This window comes from Bradyrhizobium sp. SZCCHNS2022 (genome assembly GCF_032377575.1).
In the GTDB taxonomy this organism is placed as follows: domain Bacteria; phylum Pseudomonadota; class Alphaproteobacteria; order Rhizobiales; family Xanthobacteraceae; genus Bradyrhizobium; species Bradyrhizobium aeschynomenes.
The window spans coordinates 6220314-6236918 of sequence record NZ_JAUHHZ010000001.1 but is presented as its reverse complement, the minus strand read 5'-3'; the positions used below and the strand labels follow the sequence as shown (position 1 = coordinate 6236918).

At 65.5% G+C, this 16605-nt stretch carries 12 protein-coding genes; 5 read left to right on the top strand and 7 right to left on the bottom strand.

The features are described 5' to 3' along the window. Positions 1-31 precede the first annotated feature (31 nt). The 4 genes from QXZ94_RS27940 to QXZ94_RS27925 all read left to right on the top strand — a co-directional run bounded on the left by QXZ94_RS27940 (position 32) and on the right by QXZ94_RS27925 (position 6415). Positions 32-2827 (top strand): [protein-PII] uridylyltransferase, encoded by a 2796-nt coding sequence (locus QXZ94_RS27940; RefSeq protein WP_315723832.1) that lies wholly within the window; start codon positions 32-34, stop codon positions 2825-2827. Between the two features lie 87 nt (positions 2828-2914). Beyond that, entirely contained in the window at positions 2915-3280 is a 366-nt protein-coding gene (locus tag QXZ94_RS27935; protein WP_172134673.1) for a DUF1304 domain-containing protein, read from the top strand. Positions 3281-3660: 380 nt separating this feature from the next. Beyond that, positions 3661-4887 (top strand): ABC transporter substrate-binding protein, encoded by a 1227-nt coding sequence (locus QXZ94_RS27930; RefSeq protein WP_315723830.1) that lies wholly within the window; start codon positions 3661-3663, stop codon positions 4885-4887. Between the two features lie 280 nt (positions 4888-5167). After that, positions 5168-6415, top strand: coding sequence for an ABC transporter substrate-binding protein (locus tag QXZ94_RS27925; RefSeq protein WP_315723828.1), 1248 nt, complete (start codon positions 5168-5170; stop codon positions 6413-6415). Positions 6416-6580: 165 nt separating this feature from the next. On the opposite strand, the gene QXZ94_RS27920 is transcribed toward QXZ94_RS27925, so the two are convergent. From QXZ94_RS27920 to QXZ94_RS27905, 4 genes are all read right to left on the bottom strand, one after another. After that, a complete protein-coding gene (locus QXZ94_RS27920) occupies positions 6581-7198 on the bottom strand; it encodes an ATP-dependent Clp protease proteolytic subunit (protein WP_315723826.1) in 618 nt (205 codons plus the stop codon). Between the two features lie 37 nt (positions 7199-7235). Continuing rightward, positions 7236-7595, bottom strand: a complete 360-nt coding sequence (locus QXZ94_RS27915) for an SRPBCC domain-containing protein (protein ID WP_315723824.1) — start codon at positions 7593-7595, stop codon at positions 7236-7238. Next, a complete protein-coding gene (locus QXZ94_RS27910; protein WP_315723822.1) occupies positions 7592-7906 on the bottom strand; it encodes a metalloregulator ArsR/SmtB family transcription factor in 315 nt (104 codons plus the stop codon). The genes QXZ94_RS27915 and QXZ94_RS27910 overlap by 4 nt, the downstream gene beginning before the upstream one ends. A gap of 237 nt (positions 7907-8143) precedes the next feature. Then, a complete protein-coding gene (locus QXZ94_RS27905) occupies positions 8144-8569 on the bottom strand; it encodes a DUF1330 domain-containing protein (RefSeq protein ID WP_315723820.1) in 426 nt (141 codons plus the stop codon). Between the two features lie 154 nt (positions 8570-8723). Here QXZ94_RS27905 and QXZ94_RS27900 point away from each other — a divergent pair, with 154 nt between their 5' ends. Next, the gene (locus QXZ94_RS27900) at positions 8724-10946 is read left to right on the top strand and encodes a penicillin-binding protein 1A (RefSeq protein ID WP_315726566.1); all 2223 of its coding nucleotides are present in this window, start codon (positions 8724-8726) and stop codon (positions 10944-10946) included. Between the two features lie 263 nt (positions 10947-11209). Here the strand turns inward: QXZ94_RS27900 and QXZ94_RS27895 are convergent, their stop codons facing one another. The 3 genes from QXZ94_RS27895 to QXZ94_RS27885 form a co-directional block, all read right to left on the bottom strand. Then, a complete protein-coding gene (locus QXZ94_RS27895) occupies positions 11210-13882 on the bottom strand; it encodes an EAL domain-containing protein (RefSeq protein WP_315723818.1) in 2673 nt (890 codons plus the stop codon). 301 nt (positions 13883-14183) lie between these two features. Continuing rightward, positions 14184-15023, bottom strand: a complete 840-nt coding sequence (locus QXZ94_RS27890) for a M48 family metallopeptidase (protein WP_172134679.1) — start codon at positions 15021-15023, stop codon at positions 14184-14186. Between the two features lie 208 nt (positions 15024-15231). Next, entirely contained in the window at positions 15232-16560 is a 1329-nt protein-coding gene (locus tag QXZ94_RS27885; protein WP_172115142.1) for a polyhydroxyalkanoate depolymerase, read from the bottom strand. Between the last annotated feature and the right edge of the window lie 45 nt (positions 16561-16605).

Below are 16605 nucleotides of genomic sequence, written 5' to 3'. Positions count from 1 at the left end.
CACGGGCCTTGTTCGATATCCGGTTGCATCCATGGACAGCGTCGCCACAGATTCCAAAGCCTTCACGTCAGACGATTTCGACAGCGCCGGTATCGCGGCCGCCGTTGATGCGCTGGCCAAGCAGCACTCCGGCCGCGAGGACATGTTCCGCGCCGCCGTGGTGCAGTTCCTGAAAGCGGAGCTGGTCAAGGCGCGCGCCGCAGCCCAGGCAGAATTATTGAAGGACCGCCACGGCCGACGCTGCGCCGAGCGGCTGTGCTTCGTGCAGGACGAGATCATCCGCATCCTCTATGCGGCGGCGACCGAGCATCTTTACCGCTCGGACGTGCCGAGCGGCGCCGAGCGCATGGCGGTCGTCGCGACCGGCGGTTATGGCCGCGGCCTGATGGCGCCGGAGTCCGACATCGACCTGCTGTTCATCCTGCCCTACAAGCAGACCGCCTGGGGCGAGCAGGTCGCCGAAGCCATTCTCTATTCGCTGTGGGATATGGGCCTGAAGGTCGGCCACGCCACCCGCTCGGTGGATGAATCGATCCGCCAGGCGCGCGGCGACATGACCATCCGCACCGCGATCCTGGAGACGCGCTATCTCGCCGGCAACCGGCCGCTCTATGACGAGCTGGTGCAGCGCTTCGACAGCGAGGTTGTCCAGGGCACCGCGGCCGAATTCGTCGCCGCCAAGCTCGCCGAACGCGAGGAGCGGCATCGCCGCGGCGGCCAGTCGCGCTATCTGGTCGAGCCCAACGTCAAGGACGGCAAGGGCGGCCTGCGCGACCTGCACACCCTGTTCTGGATCGCCAAATACGTCTACCGCGTGCGCGAGACCGCCGAGCTGGTCGAGCGCGGCGTGTTCGACGCCCATGAGTACCGCACCTTCCGGCGCTGCTCGGACTTCCTGTGGTCGGTGCGCTGCAACCTGCATTTCGTCAGCGGCCGTCCCGAGGAGCGGCTGTCGTTCGACCTGCAGCGCGAGATCGCGGTCCGGCTCGGCTACACCAGCCATCCGGGCATGCAGGACGTCGAGCGCTTCATGAAGCACTACTTCCTGGTCGCCAAGCAGGTCGGCAACCTGACCGCGATCCTGTGCGCCAAGCTGGAGGATCAGCAGGCCAAGGCGGCGCCGGTGCTGAGCCGGATGATCTCGCGCCTGACCACCGGCTCGACCTGGCGGCGCGTGCCGGAGAGCGACGACTTCATCGTCGACAACAACCGCATCAACCTCGCCGCGCCCGACGTCTTCAAGCACGATCCGGTCAACCTGATCCGCATCTTCCGCCTCGCGCAGAAGAACAACCTCGCCTTCCACCCGGATGCGATGCGCGCGGTGACGCGCTCGCTGAACCTGATCAACACCGAGCTGCGCGACGATCCCGAGGCCAACCGGCTGTTCATGGAGATCCTGACCTCCAACGACGCCGAGACCGTGCTGCGGCGGATGAACGAGACCGGCGTGCTCGGCCACTTCATCAGCGCCTTCGGCCGCATCGTCTCCATGATGCAGTTCAACATGTATCATCACTACACGGTCGACGAGCACCTGATCCGCTGCATCGGCTTCCTGCAGGAGATCGAGCGCGGCGGCATCGACGAGTTCACGCTGGCCTCCGACCTGATGCGCAAGATCAGGCCGGAGCACCGCGCCGTCATCTACATCACCGTGCTGCTGCACGACGTCGCCAAGGGCCGCCCCGAGGATCATTCGGTCGCCGGCGCCAGGATCGCGCGCCGGCTATGCCCGCGGCTCGGCTTCAACAATGCCGACACCGAGCTGATCGCCTGGCTGATCGAGGAGCATCTGACGATGTCGACGGTGGCGCAGTCGCGCGACCTGTCGGATCGCAAGACGATCGAGAACTTCGCCGCCGTGGTGCAATCGGTCGAGCAGATGAAGCTGCTGACCATCCTGACCACCGCCGACATCCGCGGCGTCGGCCCGGGCGTCTGGAACGGCTGGAAGGCGCAGCTGCTGCGCACGCTGTACTACGAGACCGAGCCGGTGCTGACCGGCGGCTTCTCCGAGGTCAACCGCGCCAAGCGCATCACCGCGGCGCAGGCCGAATTCCGCAACGCCTTCACCGACTGGCCCGAGGACGAGCTCAATACCTATATCGGCCGGCACTATCCGGCCTACTGGCTCAAGGTCGAGCTGCCGCGCAAGATCCGCCACGCCCGCTTCGTGCGATCGAGCGAGGATGCCGGCCACAAGCTCGCGATCAATGTCGGCTTCGATCCGGCGCGCGGCGTCACCGAGCTCACCATCTTCGCCATGGACCATCCCTGGCTGCTGTCGATCATCGCCGGGGCCTGTGCGTCGGCCGGCGCCAACATCGTCGACGCCCAGATCTACACCACCACCGATGGCCGTGCGCTCGACACCATCGCGATATCAAGGGAATATGAGCGCGACGAGGACGAGGGCCGCCGCGCCACCCGCATCGGCGAGACCATCGAGCAGGTGCTGGAGGGCAAGCTGCGGCTGCCGGACGCCGTGGCGCGGCGCACGACCAGGGGCAAGCAGCACAAGGCGTTCTCGGTCGAGCCGGAGGTCTCCATCAACAATCAATGGTCCGAGCTCTACACCGTCATCGAGGTCTCCGGCCTCGACCGCCCCGGCCTGCTCTATGAGTTGACCACGGCGATCTCGAAGCTGAACCTGAACATCGCCTCGGCCCATGTCGCCACCTTCGGCGAGCGCGCCCGCGACGTGTTCTACGTCACCGATCTCTTGGGCGCGCAGATCAACGCGCCGACCCGGCAGGCGGCGATCAAGAGCGCCCTGCTGCATTTGTTGGCGGGCGAAGACACTGCGGCGCAGCCGGCGGCGTGAGGGGATGTCGAGCGGCATTCAGCCGCTCGGAGATGATCGAGGGACCGGCACCGCCGCTGGTCCCTGCAGGCTTGGGGGAGCCGAACCATGGGACTGATTGCAAACATTGTCGTCGGGCTGATCGGCCTGCTGCACGTCTACATTCTCGTGCTCGAGATGTTTCTCTGGACCAAGCCGGCGGGCTTGAGAGCCTTCAACAACACGCCGGAGCGCGCCGAGGCCACCAAGGTGCTCGGCGCCAATCAGGGCCTGTATAACGGCTTCCTTGCCGCCGGTCTGTTCTGGGGCCTGGCGCACCCGACACCGGCGTTCGGCTTCCAGATCAAGGTGTTCTTCCTGCTCTGCGTGCTGGTCGCGGGGCTCTATGGCGCGGCGACCGCGAGCCGCAAGATCCTGTTCATCCAGAGCGTGCCTGCCACGATCGGCCTCATCCTGGTCTGGCTCGCAGGCTGAGGCGGGCCGCATCTCAATAACCGGTGTCGTCCCGGACAAGCCGTGACGCGCATCCGCGCGTCGCGGCGCCGATCCGGGACCCATAACCCCGGTCAGCGTTCGAGGCACGATCGCCACTCCGAGTCCTCGCCTCACGACCGCCTGTGGCTATGGATCCCGGCTCGGCGCCCAGCCGTCGCTGCGCGACGCCAGGGCTGGGCCGGGACGACACCGGGGTTGTTCAGCCGGCTGGGCCCGCAACAGCGCGTCTCGGCGGAACAGCCGCACCTGCCCCCTCCCCTCGCCTTGCGCTGGCCATCCCGTTCCTCCACACTCCCGCCCAGCGATGGCGCCCCTCGGGCAGACCAGCCGCATAACAATCAGGAGGAACGATAGACCCCATGCGACAGGGAATTTTCCGTTTTGCCGGTGCGGCCGCTCTGGCCGTCACCCTCTCCGTCACGTCAGCCCAGGCCCAGAAGAAATACGATCCCGGCGCCTCCGACTCCGAGATCAAGATCGGCCAGACCGTGCCGTTCTCGGGTCCCGCCTCGGCCTATGCCTCGATCGGCAAGACGCAGGCCGCCTATTTCAACATGATCAACGAGCAGGGCGGCATCAACGGCCGCAAGATCAAGCTCATCCAGTATGACGACGCCTATTCGCCGCCCAAGGCCGTCGAGCAGGTGCGCAAGCTGGTCGAGGACGACGAGGTGCTGCTGACCTTCCAGATCATCGGCACGCCGTCCAATGCCGCCGTCCAGAAATACCTCAACGCCAAGAAGGTGCCGCAGCTGTTCGCGGCGACCGGCGCGACGAAGTTCACCGATCCGAAGAACTTCCCCTGGACCATGGGATACAATCCCAACTACTTCACGGAAGGGCGCATCTACGGCCAGTACATTCTGAAGGAGCATCCCAACGCCAAGATCGGCGTGCTCTATCAGAACGACGATCTCGGCAAGGACTATCTCAACGGCATCAAGGCGGGCCTGGCCGACAAGGCCTCGACGATGATCGTGTCAGAAGCCTCCTACGAAGTCTCCGATCCCACCATCGACTCCCAGCTTCTCAAGCTGAAGGCGGCCGGCGCCGACCTGCTGTTCTCGGCCGCAACGCCGAAGCAGGCGGCGCAGGCGATCAAGAAGCTGCACGAGCTCGACTGGCACCCCGTGCACATCGTCGACATCAACGCGACGTCGGTAGGCGCGGTGCTGCAGCCCGCCGGGCTGGAGGCGTCCAAGGGCGTGATCTCGGTCAATTACGGCAAGGATCCGCTCGACCCGCAGTGGAAGGACGATCCGGGCATGAAGCGCTATTTCGAGTTCATGGCCAAGTATTACCCTGAAGGCGACAAGAACTCGAACTTCAACACCTATGGCTACGGCAATGCGGAGCTGCTGGTGACCATCCTGCGGATGTGCGGCGACAACCTCACCCGCGAGAACGTCATGAAGCAGGCGACGTCGCTGAAGGACGTCGTCGGCGACCTGTCGCTGCCGGGCATGAAGATCAACACCTCGCCGACCGACTACCGCGTCAACAAGCAGCTGCAGATGATGAAGTTCAACGGCGAGCGCTGGGAGCTGTTCGGCCCGATCCTGGAGGACAAGGGCGCGGCGGGTTAGCACCACTCCTCGTCGCACCGGGGCGTCGCGCCAGCGACGAACCCGGAGCCTCGAGATTCCGGGTTCGCTGCTGCGCAGCGCCCCGGAATGACGCGGCAACAACATCACCGGTAAAGGGCTGCGCAACCGCGCAGCCCTTTTGCGTTGCGACACAGCTTGCGCCGGTTGGTCGCTCCAACAGGCGTTGCCTTGTCGACTTGCTTCCTTCACACTCGCGTGCAGCGATGGCGAGACAACAACCAACAAGGATCATCGCAGACATCACGGGAGGGAGGACTTCATGAGAACGTCACTGCTCGGTCTCGTCGGCGCCAAAGCGCGCGCCATCGCATTCACTGCGTCGCTTGCCATCGCGCTTCCCACGGCGGCCTACGCCCAGAAGAAATACGACACCGGCGCCACCGACGCCGAGATCAAGATCGGCCAGACCGTGCCGTTCTCCGGTCCCGCCTCGGCCTATGCCGGCATCGGCAAGACCCAGGCCGCCTACCTCCGGATGATCAACGAGAAGGGCGGCATCAACGGCCGCAAGCTCAATCTCATCCAGTATGACGACGCCTATTCGCCGCCCAAGGCGGTCGAGCAGGTGCGCAAGCTGGTCGAAGGCGACGAGGTGCTGTTCACCTTCCAGATCATCGGCACGCCGTCGAACGCGGCCGTGCAGAAATATCTCAACGCCAAGAAGGTGCCGCAGCTGCTGGCCTCGACCGGCGCCTCGCGCTTCACCGATCCGCAGAACTTCCCGTGGACCATCGCCTACAATCCGAACTACCAGTCGGAGGGGCGGATCTACGCGAAGTACATTCTCGCCAACCATCCCAACGCCAAGATCGGCGTCCTCTACCAGAACGACGATCTCGGCCGCGACTACATCGCCGGGCTCAGAAGCGGTCTCGGCGCCAAGGCCGACACGATGATCGTCTCGGAAGCGTCCTACGAGTTGTCCGACCCGACCGTGGACTCGCAGATCGTCAAGCTGAAGGCATCCGGCGCCGACCTGCTCTACAACGCCTCGACGCCGAAATTCGCGGCGCAGGCGATCAAGAAGCTGGCCGATCTCGCCTGGAAGCCGGTGCACATCCTCGACATCAATGCGAGCCCGGTGTCGGCGACCTTGAAGCCGGCTGGGCTCGACATCTCCAAGGACATCATCAGCACCAATTACGGCAAGGATCCGGCCGACCCGCAGTGGAAGGACGACCCGGGCGTGAAGGCCTATTTCGAGTTCATGGACAAGTATTATCCGGAAGGCGACAAGCTCAACACGGTCAACACCTACGGCTATTCGACGGCGGAGCTGCTGGTGCAGATCCTGCGCCAGTGCGGCGACGACCTCACGCGGGAAAACGTGATGCGGCAAGCCGCCAGCATCAAGGGCTACGTCCCGAGCCTCGCTCTGCCCGGACTGTCGATCAACACCTCGCCGACCGACTTCCGCATCAACAAGCAGATGCAGATGATGCGCTTCAACGGCGAGCGCTGGGAGCTGTTCGGCCCGATCATCGAGGATACGGGGGCGGCTGGGTAGGCCACTCTGCTTCCGCATCCACACTGTCATGCCCCGCGCAGGCGGGGCATCCAGTACGCCGCGGCCTCTCGGGTGATCACAACCGCCGCTGGAATACTGGTCACCCGCCTTCGCGGGTGACGACACCTGTTGCGATGGCAATCGCCATCGCCTCGCACGGGCGTATCAGTCGCTGCCGAGGCTCGTCAGATCTCGCTGTTTCACGACCCGGTCGATCAGCCCCCAGTCCAGCCCCTCGTCCGCCGTCATGAAGTGATCGCGGTCGAGCGTGCGCTCGACATCCTCATAGCTGCGTCCGCAATGCTCGGCATAGAGCCGGATCATACGGCGCTTGGTCTGCTCCATCTCCCTGGCGTGGATCATGATGTCGGAGGCCTGGCCCTGAAAGCCGCCGAGCGGCTGGTGGACGTGAAGGCTGGCATTGGGCAGCGCCGTCCGCTCGCCCGGCTCGCCGGCCATCAGCAGGAACGAGCCCATCGACCGCGCCGTTCCCATGCACAGCGTGTGCACCGGCGCCCTGACGAACTGCATCGTGTCGTACATCGCGAGCCCGCTGGTGACCACGCCACCGGGCGAATTGATGTAGAGATGGATCGGCCGCTTGGGGTTCTCCGCTTCGAGAAACAGGAGCTGCGCGCAGACCAGCGCGGACACGGTGTCGTTGACCTCGCCGTTGAGGAACACGATCCGTTCGCGGAGCAGCCGCGAATAGATGTCGAAGGATCGCTCTCCCCTGCTCGACTGCTCGATGACCATGGGGACGAGTTGCATCGTGTCGCGCATGCGCGAGCTCCCGTTCGGTGAGTGGTGGAGTGAAGCGTCAGGCCGCGCGCATCAGGCAGCGCGCATTGCTGTTGGCCGCCGGAGGCATCCGCAGCAGCAGCATCGTCGCGGGCAGCCCGTGGATGATCCGGAGCCGCGTGCCGCCGTCGTCCCTGGGCATGACCTGGAACGTCACGATGCTTTCCAGGAAGGGCGGCTCGTCGTCGCGCATGCGGTAGCGGACCTCTTCGCCCGGCGTCGAGGAGATCGGCGCGGCGTCGGCCAGGTCGCCTGACGGCAACCAGCTATCGCGCAGCGCCGGGATGCTGATGGCGCGCCAGACCTTCTCCGGCGGCGCGTCGAGATCGTAGTCGAGAACGAGTTCGTCGCCCTGCGGATCAGCCTTGGTCTGGGTCATTGGTCCATGTCCTTCAGCAAGGTTTTCAGCGCATCGACGCGTGACGGCCAGTAGGCGCGATACTTCGCCAGCCAGCGCGCGATCAGCGCCAGGCCGTCGGGATCGACCTCGTAGTTGACGAAGCGGCCCTGGCGCTGTTCGCGCACCAGGCCGGCGTTGCGCAGCACAGCCAGATGCTGCGACATCGCCGGCTGGCTGATCGTCATGCCCTCGCGCAGCGCGCTCGCATTCATGCGGCCATCCGCGAGCTTCTCGAAGATCACGTAGCGCGTCGGATCGGCCAGGGCTTTGAAGATGTCATTCTCGATCATGGCAAGACATAAGCATAGACTTATGTGATGCGCAAGCGGCTACGATTGCCTTTGTCTGCCGCTCTCTCTCCGGGAGCACCGCTGCGCTCCCTCCCCCCTTGTCGGGGAGGGTTGGGGAGGGGGGTACTCCGGGCGACCGTCTTCGTGGCTACCCCCCTCCCTAGCCCTCCCCCACAAGGGGGGAGGGAACGTACCGTTCGGGCGGCCAGCATCGGCGGTCTACACGACGACAACGAACTACACCGGCACCTCGCCAAAGTTCTTCCCGATCGGCAGCACCGCGTGACGGATCAGCCGCGAATCCTCCACCGCCGCCTGCCTATGCTTCACCGCCTCGCGGTAGACCGGATCGCGGATCATCTCGACGAAGGCCTGCACGCTCGGATATTCCGCGATGAAGCAGTGGTCCCAGCGCTCCGTTTGCGGGCCGATCAGCATCAGCTCGAAGCGGCCCTGCCAGACGATGCGGCCGCCGAGGCGCTCGAACACCGGGCCGCTTTCGCGGCCATAGGCGGCATAGGCTTCCGCGCCGCTGAGCTTGCGACCGTCCGGATAGGCCGCCTCCTTGCGCAGCCGCACCAGATTCAGCATGTGGATCGGCCCCGGCCGATCGTTGTCGCGAAACTGCGCGAACACCTCCTTGGTGGGATCGATATGGCCCATCAGCTTCCTCGCTTGTCGCTGTTTACCTCGGCTTAACCATAACGCGGCGTTGACGGCGCGGAACTCCTAATCGCGCGTTAAGCTTTTCCTAACCGCCCCTTAAACTCCGGACATTACCGTGGATGGACGGCAGGGTCGCGGGCTCGGGTTGCGTATGGCGCGGGGACGGAAACAGGGCGGCGGCGGACGCAAGGAGCCGCGATTCGGCCTTGCGGCGGCGATGGCCGATCTGCGCCTCGACCCCAAGGACCGTATTCCAGCCAGCGCGGACGCCCCGAAGAAATCCGCTGCGAAGAAGAAGCCGGTCGAGCCGGATGACGACGAGCCGGTGCGCGAGCCGAAGGCCCGCTCGGCCAAGGCTGCGCCGGCCAAGCCGAAGGCGAGCGGCGGCAAGTCGCGCTGGGGTTTCTCGATCGGACGTCTGGCGTATTGGAGCGTGGTCTGCGGCTTGTGGGGCGTGATCGCGCTGATCGGCGTCGTGATCTGGGCGGGCGCGCATCTGCCGCCGATCCAGTCGCTGGAGATTCCGAAGCGCCCGCCGACCATCGAGATCGTGGGCTATGACGGCACCATGCTGGCGCAGCGCGGCGAGATGGCCGGCGCCAATGTCGCGCTGAAGGACCTGCCGCCCTATCTGCCCAAGGCGTTCATCGCCATCGAGGACCGCCGCTTCTACCAGCATTTCGGCATCGATCCGATCGGCATCGCCCGCGCCCTGGTCGCCAACATCCTGCATCGCGGCGTGTCGCAGGGCGGCTCGACCCTGACGCAGCAGCTCGCCAAGAACCTGTTCCTGACCCAGGAGCGCACGCTCGCCCGCAAGCTGCAGGAGGCGGAGCTGGCGCTGTGGCTCGAGCGCAAATATTCCAAGCGCGAGATCCTGGAGCTGTATCTCAACCGGGTCTATTTCGGGTCCGGCGCCTATGGCGTCGAAGCCGCGGCGCAGCGCTATTTCGGCAAGTCGGCGCGACAGGTAACGGTCGGCGAAGCCGCGATGTTGGCAGGCCTCGTCAAGTCGCCGTCGCGGCTGGCGCCGAACCGCAATCCGGAGGGGGCCGCCAAGCGTGCCCAGACGGTGCTCGCGGCGATGGCCGAGGCCAGGTTCATCACGGAGGCCCAGGCGCAGGCCCAGATCGCACATCCCTCCGTTGCGGTGAAGCCCGCTGGCGCCGGCACCGTCAACTACGTAGCCGACTGGATCGGCGAGGTGCTCGACGATCTCGTCGGCCAGGTCGAGGAGTCGATCGTGGTGGAGACCACGATCGATCCGAAGCTGCAGAGCGTGGCGGAGGCCGCCATCATCGACGAGCTCGCCGCCAAGAGCGTGAAGTTCAACGTCAGCCAGGGCGCGCTGGTGGCGATGACGCCCGACGGAGCGGTGCGCGCCATGGTCGGCGGGCGGAACTACTCAGACAGCCAATTCAACCGCGCCGTGACCGCGAGGCGCCAACCCGGCTCGGCGTTCAAACCGTTCGTCTATCTGACTGGGATCGAGCAGGGCCTGACTCCGGATACGATCCGGCAGGACGCGCCGCTCGACCTCAAGGGCTGGCGGCCGGAGAACTACACGCGCGAATATTTCGGCCCGGTGACCCTGACCCAGGCGCTGGCGATGTCGCTCAACACGGTCGCTGTCAGGGTCGGTCTCGAGGTCGGGCCGAAAAACGTGGTGCGCACCGCGCATCGCCTGGGCATCGCATCCAAGCTCGATCCGAACCCGTCGATCGCGCTCGGCACCTCCGAGGTGTCGATGATCGAGCTGGTCGGCGCCTATGCCCCCTTCTCCAATGGCGGATTGAGCGTGTCGCCGCATGTGGTGACGCGGATCAGGACGCTCGACGGCAAGCTGCTCTACATGCGCCAGACCGAGCAGCCGGCGCAGGTGATCGAGCCGCGCAACGCGGCGATGATGAACCAGATGATGCAGGAGACGCTGATCTCGGGCACCGCCAAGAAGGCGGAGATCCCGGGCTGGGTCGCCGCCGGCAAGACCGGCACCAGCCAGGATTTCCGCGACGCCTGGTTCATCGGCTACACGGCGCATCTCGTCACCGGCGTCTGGCTCGGCAATGACGACAACTCGCCGACCAAGAAGGCCACCGGCGGCGGCCTGCCGGTCGAGGTCTGGACCCGGTTCATGCGCGCAGCACACCAGGGCGTGCCCGTCGCGTCGCTGCCGAACGCACAGGGCTCGGGCCTGGTCCCGACCCTGGCGCAGATCGCCTCGCAGATTACGGCGCCGACCGCCCCTGCCCCCAATGCCGCCTATGCACCGCGAACGGCGGCGCCGAGCCCGGCCCGCAGCAATGTGCGCCCGGAGCCTGCCGCCGGGCTCGACGGCTGGCTGGTGGATCGCCTGTTTGGCGGGCAGCGGTGAGCTGATCGGACTTGAGCTCAGCCGAGCGAGTTGAGCGGAGCTGACCGCGCCACACCGTCATTCCGGGGCAAGGCCGCAGGCCTTGAACCCGAAATCTCGAGATTGGCTGGCGTTCTTTTTTAACAAGCTCGGGATTCCGGACTCAATCGCCAACGCGCTCGCGCGCGTTGCCGATTGCCCCGGAATGACGGTCGAGGCGGGATGTCTGGCGCTTCGAACGCAACGCGGGTTGCGCGCCCGCGGACAGAATGAAACCGGGCCGATCAGCCCGCCGCGGCAGCCGGCCGCTTCGCGGTTTCAGCCGCAGCGGTCCCCGCGGCCTGCGCAAGCGCCCGTCCGACCTGCCGCAACATCAGGCTCGCCCGGTGGGCGCTGTAGTCCAGAAGCCAGCGGCTGAAGGCGCTGGCGGCCATCGGGCGCGCGAACAGGAAACCCTGCATCGCGTCGCAGCCGAGCTCGGCGAGCAGCTTGCGCTGCGGCTCGGTTTCGACGCCCTCGGCGACGACGGCGACGTCGAGGCTCTGGCCGACCCGCACCACCGCGGTCACGATCGCCCGGGTGCCGCTGTCGTTTTCGAAATCGCGCATGAAGCTGCGGTCGATCTTGAGCTCGTCGATCGGCAGCTGCGCCAGCCGGCTGAGGCTGGAATAGCCGGTGCCGAAATCGTCGAGCGACAGCCCGACGCCCATGTTGCGCAGCTCGTTCATGGTGGCGATGACGGTGGCGCGCTCGTTGAGGATGACGCCCTCGGTGATCTCCAGCATCAGCATCTTTGCCGGCAGATCGTTGGCGGCCAGGATCTGCGCCACCATCGCCGCCAGGTTGACGTTCTGGAAGTTGATCGGCGACAGGTTCACCGAGATGCAGGGGATGTCGAGACCGGCGCGGCGCCACGACGCCATCTGCTGGCAGGCCGTCTTGATCGACCACACGCCGATCTGCTCGATCAGGCCGCATTCCTCGGCGAGCGGGATGAACTTGGCGGGCGAGACCTCGCCCAGCACCGGATCGTGCCAGCGCGCCAGCGCCTCCACGCCGTGGATCGCGCCATCGCGGGTACGGATCTGCGGCTGATAGTGCAGGGTCAGGGCTTCGCTGGCGATCGCCTCGCGCAGCGCGGTCGAATGCATCAGCCGCTCTTCGGCAAGCTTGTCGATATCGGCGCTGAAGAAGCGATAGGTGGCGCGACCGCCGCGCTTGGCCTTGTACATCGCCTGATCGGCCTGCTTGATCAGGGTCTCGATGTCCTTGGCATTGTCAGGATAGAGGCTGAGCCCCATGCTCGCCGACATCGGCACCTGCCGCTTGCCGATCGTGAGTGGCATCGCCAGCGCGGCCGTGATGCGCGCCGCCGCCAGCGATGCTTCGAGGGGATCGCGGTTCTGGAGCACGATGACGAACTCGTCGCCGCCGAGGCGGCCCAGCATGTCGCCGGGGCGGATCTGCGCCCGCAGCCGGTTGGCAAAGCCCACCAGGAACTCGTCGCCGGCGGCATGGCCCAGCGTGTCGTTGACGTCCTTGAAATTGTCGGCGTCGAGGAACGCGACCGCGAGATGGCTGCCCTCCGGGCAGGCCTTGATCGCCTCGGCGATCATCGAGGGAATCCGGGCACGGTTGGGCAGGCCCGTCAGCATGTCGTGATAGGCGACCTGCGAGATCGTCGAGCGGACCTCCTGGCGCTCGATGGCGAGCGAGCCCAGCTGGACGCAGGCCTGCACGATCTGCTCGTGCCATGGGCTCGGACCGCGGCATTCGCGGAAATAGAACGCGAAGGTGCCGATGACGCGGCCATCCTTGCCCTGGATCGGGGTCGACCAGCACGCATGCAGGCCGGCACCGAGCGGGCCGGCCTTGTAGGGCTGCCAGCGCGGGTCGGCGTCGATGTCACGCGCCAGCACCGGCTGACACAGATAGGCGGCGGTGCCGCAGGAGCCGACCTCGGGGCCGATCGCAACGCCGTCGAGACTGGCGGAATAGGCCGGCGGCAGGCTGGGGCCGCCGAGCGGATGCACGCGGCCGTCGGAATCGACATGCAGGATCGAGCAGACCACATCGGGGGCGAGCTTCTCGACCTGGCGGCACAGCTCGTCGGCGATGGTTGTGATCGACACGTCGGACGCCAGCGACGACATGATCAGCTGCTGCAGCGAGCGGAGCTGCTTGGTCTCCCGGATATCGCTGAGCAGGCCGACCAGATATTTGACCTTGCCCTGACGGTTCCGGTGCGCCTTGACATGGGCCGTCGTCCAGATCTCGTGGCCGGCCTTGTCGTAGATCAGTAGGTCTTCCTCGACGCCCTGGTCGTCGAGAATGCACTGTTTCAGACGCTCGACGATCGCGGGGTCGGTGCAAGGGCCGACCAGGAGCTTTTCGACCTCCTGCCCCAGCGCCTCCTCGGCGGAATAGCCGAAGATGCCGGCGAAGGCGGCGTTGGTGTAGAGGATATTCAGGTTGTGGTCGGCCACGACCACGGCACGGTTGCTGCGGTCGGCCACCGACGACATCAGCGCGTCGCGTTCGCGCAATCGGAGCTCGGTGGTGACATCACGCATCAGCAGCAGCGCGCGCGCCGGCGCGAGATCGGACGAGAGGTCGTAGCGGTGCAGCTGGATGCGGCTGCGCGAGCCGTCCGGATGGCGGATCGTCAGCTCGCAGGCAAAATCGGGCTCGTCGTGTGCGGCCTGGATCTCCGCCGCTGCATCGCCCGTCGCGTCGTCCGGCGACGGTGCGGGCATGACCTGCTCGGGCAAGCCGAGATTCGTGAACTCAGCACCGACCAGGCCGGCGAGGTCGCGCCGCAGCAGCGCGGCGGCAGCCTTGTTGGCGCGGTGGACACGGCCGTGCATGTCGAGAAAGAGCATCGCTTCGGAGGCACGATCGAGCGCGGCCGAGAGCAGTGGCACAGACGCGGCCGGTTGGAACTCGCTTGCAAGCATCGTTCGATTCAAGGCGCACTGCACGTTTCGAGAGAAACGATCAGCGCTGGGTTGCAGCGAACGACCCGGCTGCTGCTGGGACGTCACCTTGGGGGTTGATCAAGGTCGAATCTGGCGACGTCGTCGTTACAGCCACGTTAAAGCGCTGCCGAATCGGGCGATATCCTCCGGTTGCAAGCGAGGAGGCTTAAGAAATCGATAGCTGGCGGACTGCTTCTGCGACGATCGCGGAACTCAAAACAATGGCCCGGGACCAGGAGGCCGGGCCATTGTCGTCTTCGACCGCCGATCGTCCGTTAGCTCAGTCCTCGACGCCGTAGCGATGCAGATCATTGCCGCAGGTGTCGAGCCACTTCTTGGCGCGCTCGACCGAGGAGCAGATCTTGCCGCACACCTTCCAGAACCGCGGCGAGTGGTTCATCTCGATCAGATGCGCGACCTCGTGCGCCGCGAGATAGTCGAGCACGAAAGGCGGCGCCAGGATCAGGCGCCACGAGAACGACAGCGAGCCAGCCGAGGTGCACGAGCCCCAGCGGCTCGACTGGTCGCGGATCGACAGCCGCTTCACCTTGACGCCGAGCTGATCGGCATAGGCGTCCGACGCCTTCTGCAGGTCGCGCCGCGCTTCGCGCTTGAGGAAGTCGAGCACGCGACGCTCGGTGTGCTCGATCCCGCCGGCCACGCAGAGGATCTTCTCGCCACTGTCTCGCGTCTCGGTCCACACCGTGCCGCGCTCGCCGGCGCGGTGCACGATCTTGTGCGGCACCCCGCGCAGCGGCACCAAGGTGCCCGGCAGGAAAGGTGCTGCCTTCGGCAGACGGCCGAGACGCGCCGCGATCCACGCGCCGTGACGCTGCGCGAAGTCCTTCGCCTCGATGATCGTGCCGCGCGGAGGCATCGTGAGGATCGCTTCGCGATCCGACGGATGAATTCTCAGGGTATAACGTCGCGCACGACGGTGACGCCGCAATCTAATGGAGTAGATTTGCGAGCCGTGCTTGACGAGAAGACGCGAGGGTTCGGCGGGCCGCCGATAGAGTAGCGCGCGAGTGGCCATTTCTGTCAGTCCGGGAGGGAAGAACTCGCCCGGATTTTGCCATATCCACCGCCAGGGAAAGCGCTCGGCGCAAAAACAAATCATTTGCCCAACATACAGGGGCTCGGCGGGTTCCGCACCCCAGAGATTGGGCCTCTAAGGTCGCCCATAGAGTGAATTCAGATTCAGAAGCGTCGCTCAAGAAGCGACGCCACATTCACTGCTTGAGCCACTCCGGATTTCAGGTTTTCGAAGTCTCTTCAAAGAGTTAACGCGCAGTCGGATTCGACTGCGCGAAATTCCTCCCTCGACGCTATTCAGCAGCAATCGCGAGCAGCGACTTCGGATCGGCCGCGGACAACATGAAGTCGTTGATGCGCGGCACGATCTCCGACTTGAATCGCGAGCCGTTGAACACGCCGTAATGTCCGACACCCGGTTGCACGTAGTGAACCCGGCGATGATCCGGGATCGACGAGCACAAACCATGCGTCGCTTCGGTCTGGCCAAGACCGGAGATGTCGTCCTTCTCGCCTTCGACTGTCATGAGCGCAACGCGCGTGACCTTCGACGGATCGACCAGCACGCCGCGATGGGTCATCTCTCCCTTCGGAAGCGCGTGACGGATGAACACCGTCTCGACCGTCTGCAAATAATATTCCGCAGCCAAATCCATGACCGCGAGATACTCGTCGTAGAAGTCGCGATGCTTGTCGACCTGATCGCCGTCGCCCTTCACCAGGTTGGCGAACAGCGCCTTGTGCGCGTCGACATGGCGATCGAGGTTCATGCTGATGAAGCCGTTCAGCTGCAGGAAGCCCGGATAGACGTCGCGCATCACGCCGGGATGCGGGAACGGCACCTTGGTGATGACGTGGTTGCGGAACCAGTCGATGCCGCGCTCCTGGGCAAGGTTGTTCACGCCGGTCGGGTTACGCCGCGTATCGATCGGACCGCCCATCAGGGTCATCGAAATCGGTGCGAACGGATCGCGCTCGGCCTCCATCACCGACACTGCGGCCAGCACCGGCACCGCCGGCTGGCACACCGCCATCACGTGCATGTTGGTGCCGAGGAAGCGCAGCATCTCGATGACGTAGTCGATATAATCATCCAGATCGAAGCGGCCTTCGGCCAGCGGCACCATGCGGGCATCGGCCCAGTCGGTGATGTAGACCTCGTGGGTCGGCAGGAACGCCTCGACCGTGCCGCGAAGCAAGGTCGCGTAGTGGCCGGACATCGGCGCCACGATCAGCAGCCGCGGCTGCGGCGCACGCAGCGGGCGGGTCAGCTTGCGGTCGAAATACAGCAGGCGGCAGAACGGCTTTTCCCAGATCGCGCGGACCTCGACCGGGGTCCTGATGCCGTTGACCTCGGTTTCGTCGAGACCCCATTCGGGCTTGCCGTAGCGGCGCGTGGTGCGCTCGAACAGCTCGCAGGCTGCCGCGATCGACTTGCCCATCTCGGTGTGCGCCCACGGATTGAGCGGGTTCTGAAACAGGATCTTGGTGGCGTCGGTGACAGCGCGCGCCGGATTGAGCGAGGCATGCGCCATTTCGTACATCCAGTACATCGGTGTCGTCAGGACCGGACTGCCTTCCGACGCCAGGGGCGGTGCACCGCCAAACTCACCTATCGGCATTCTCGTTCAACCCTCTCTGCAACGCAGCATACTGCCGAATGCGCA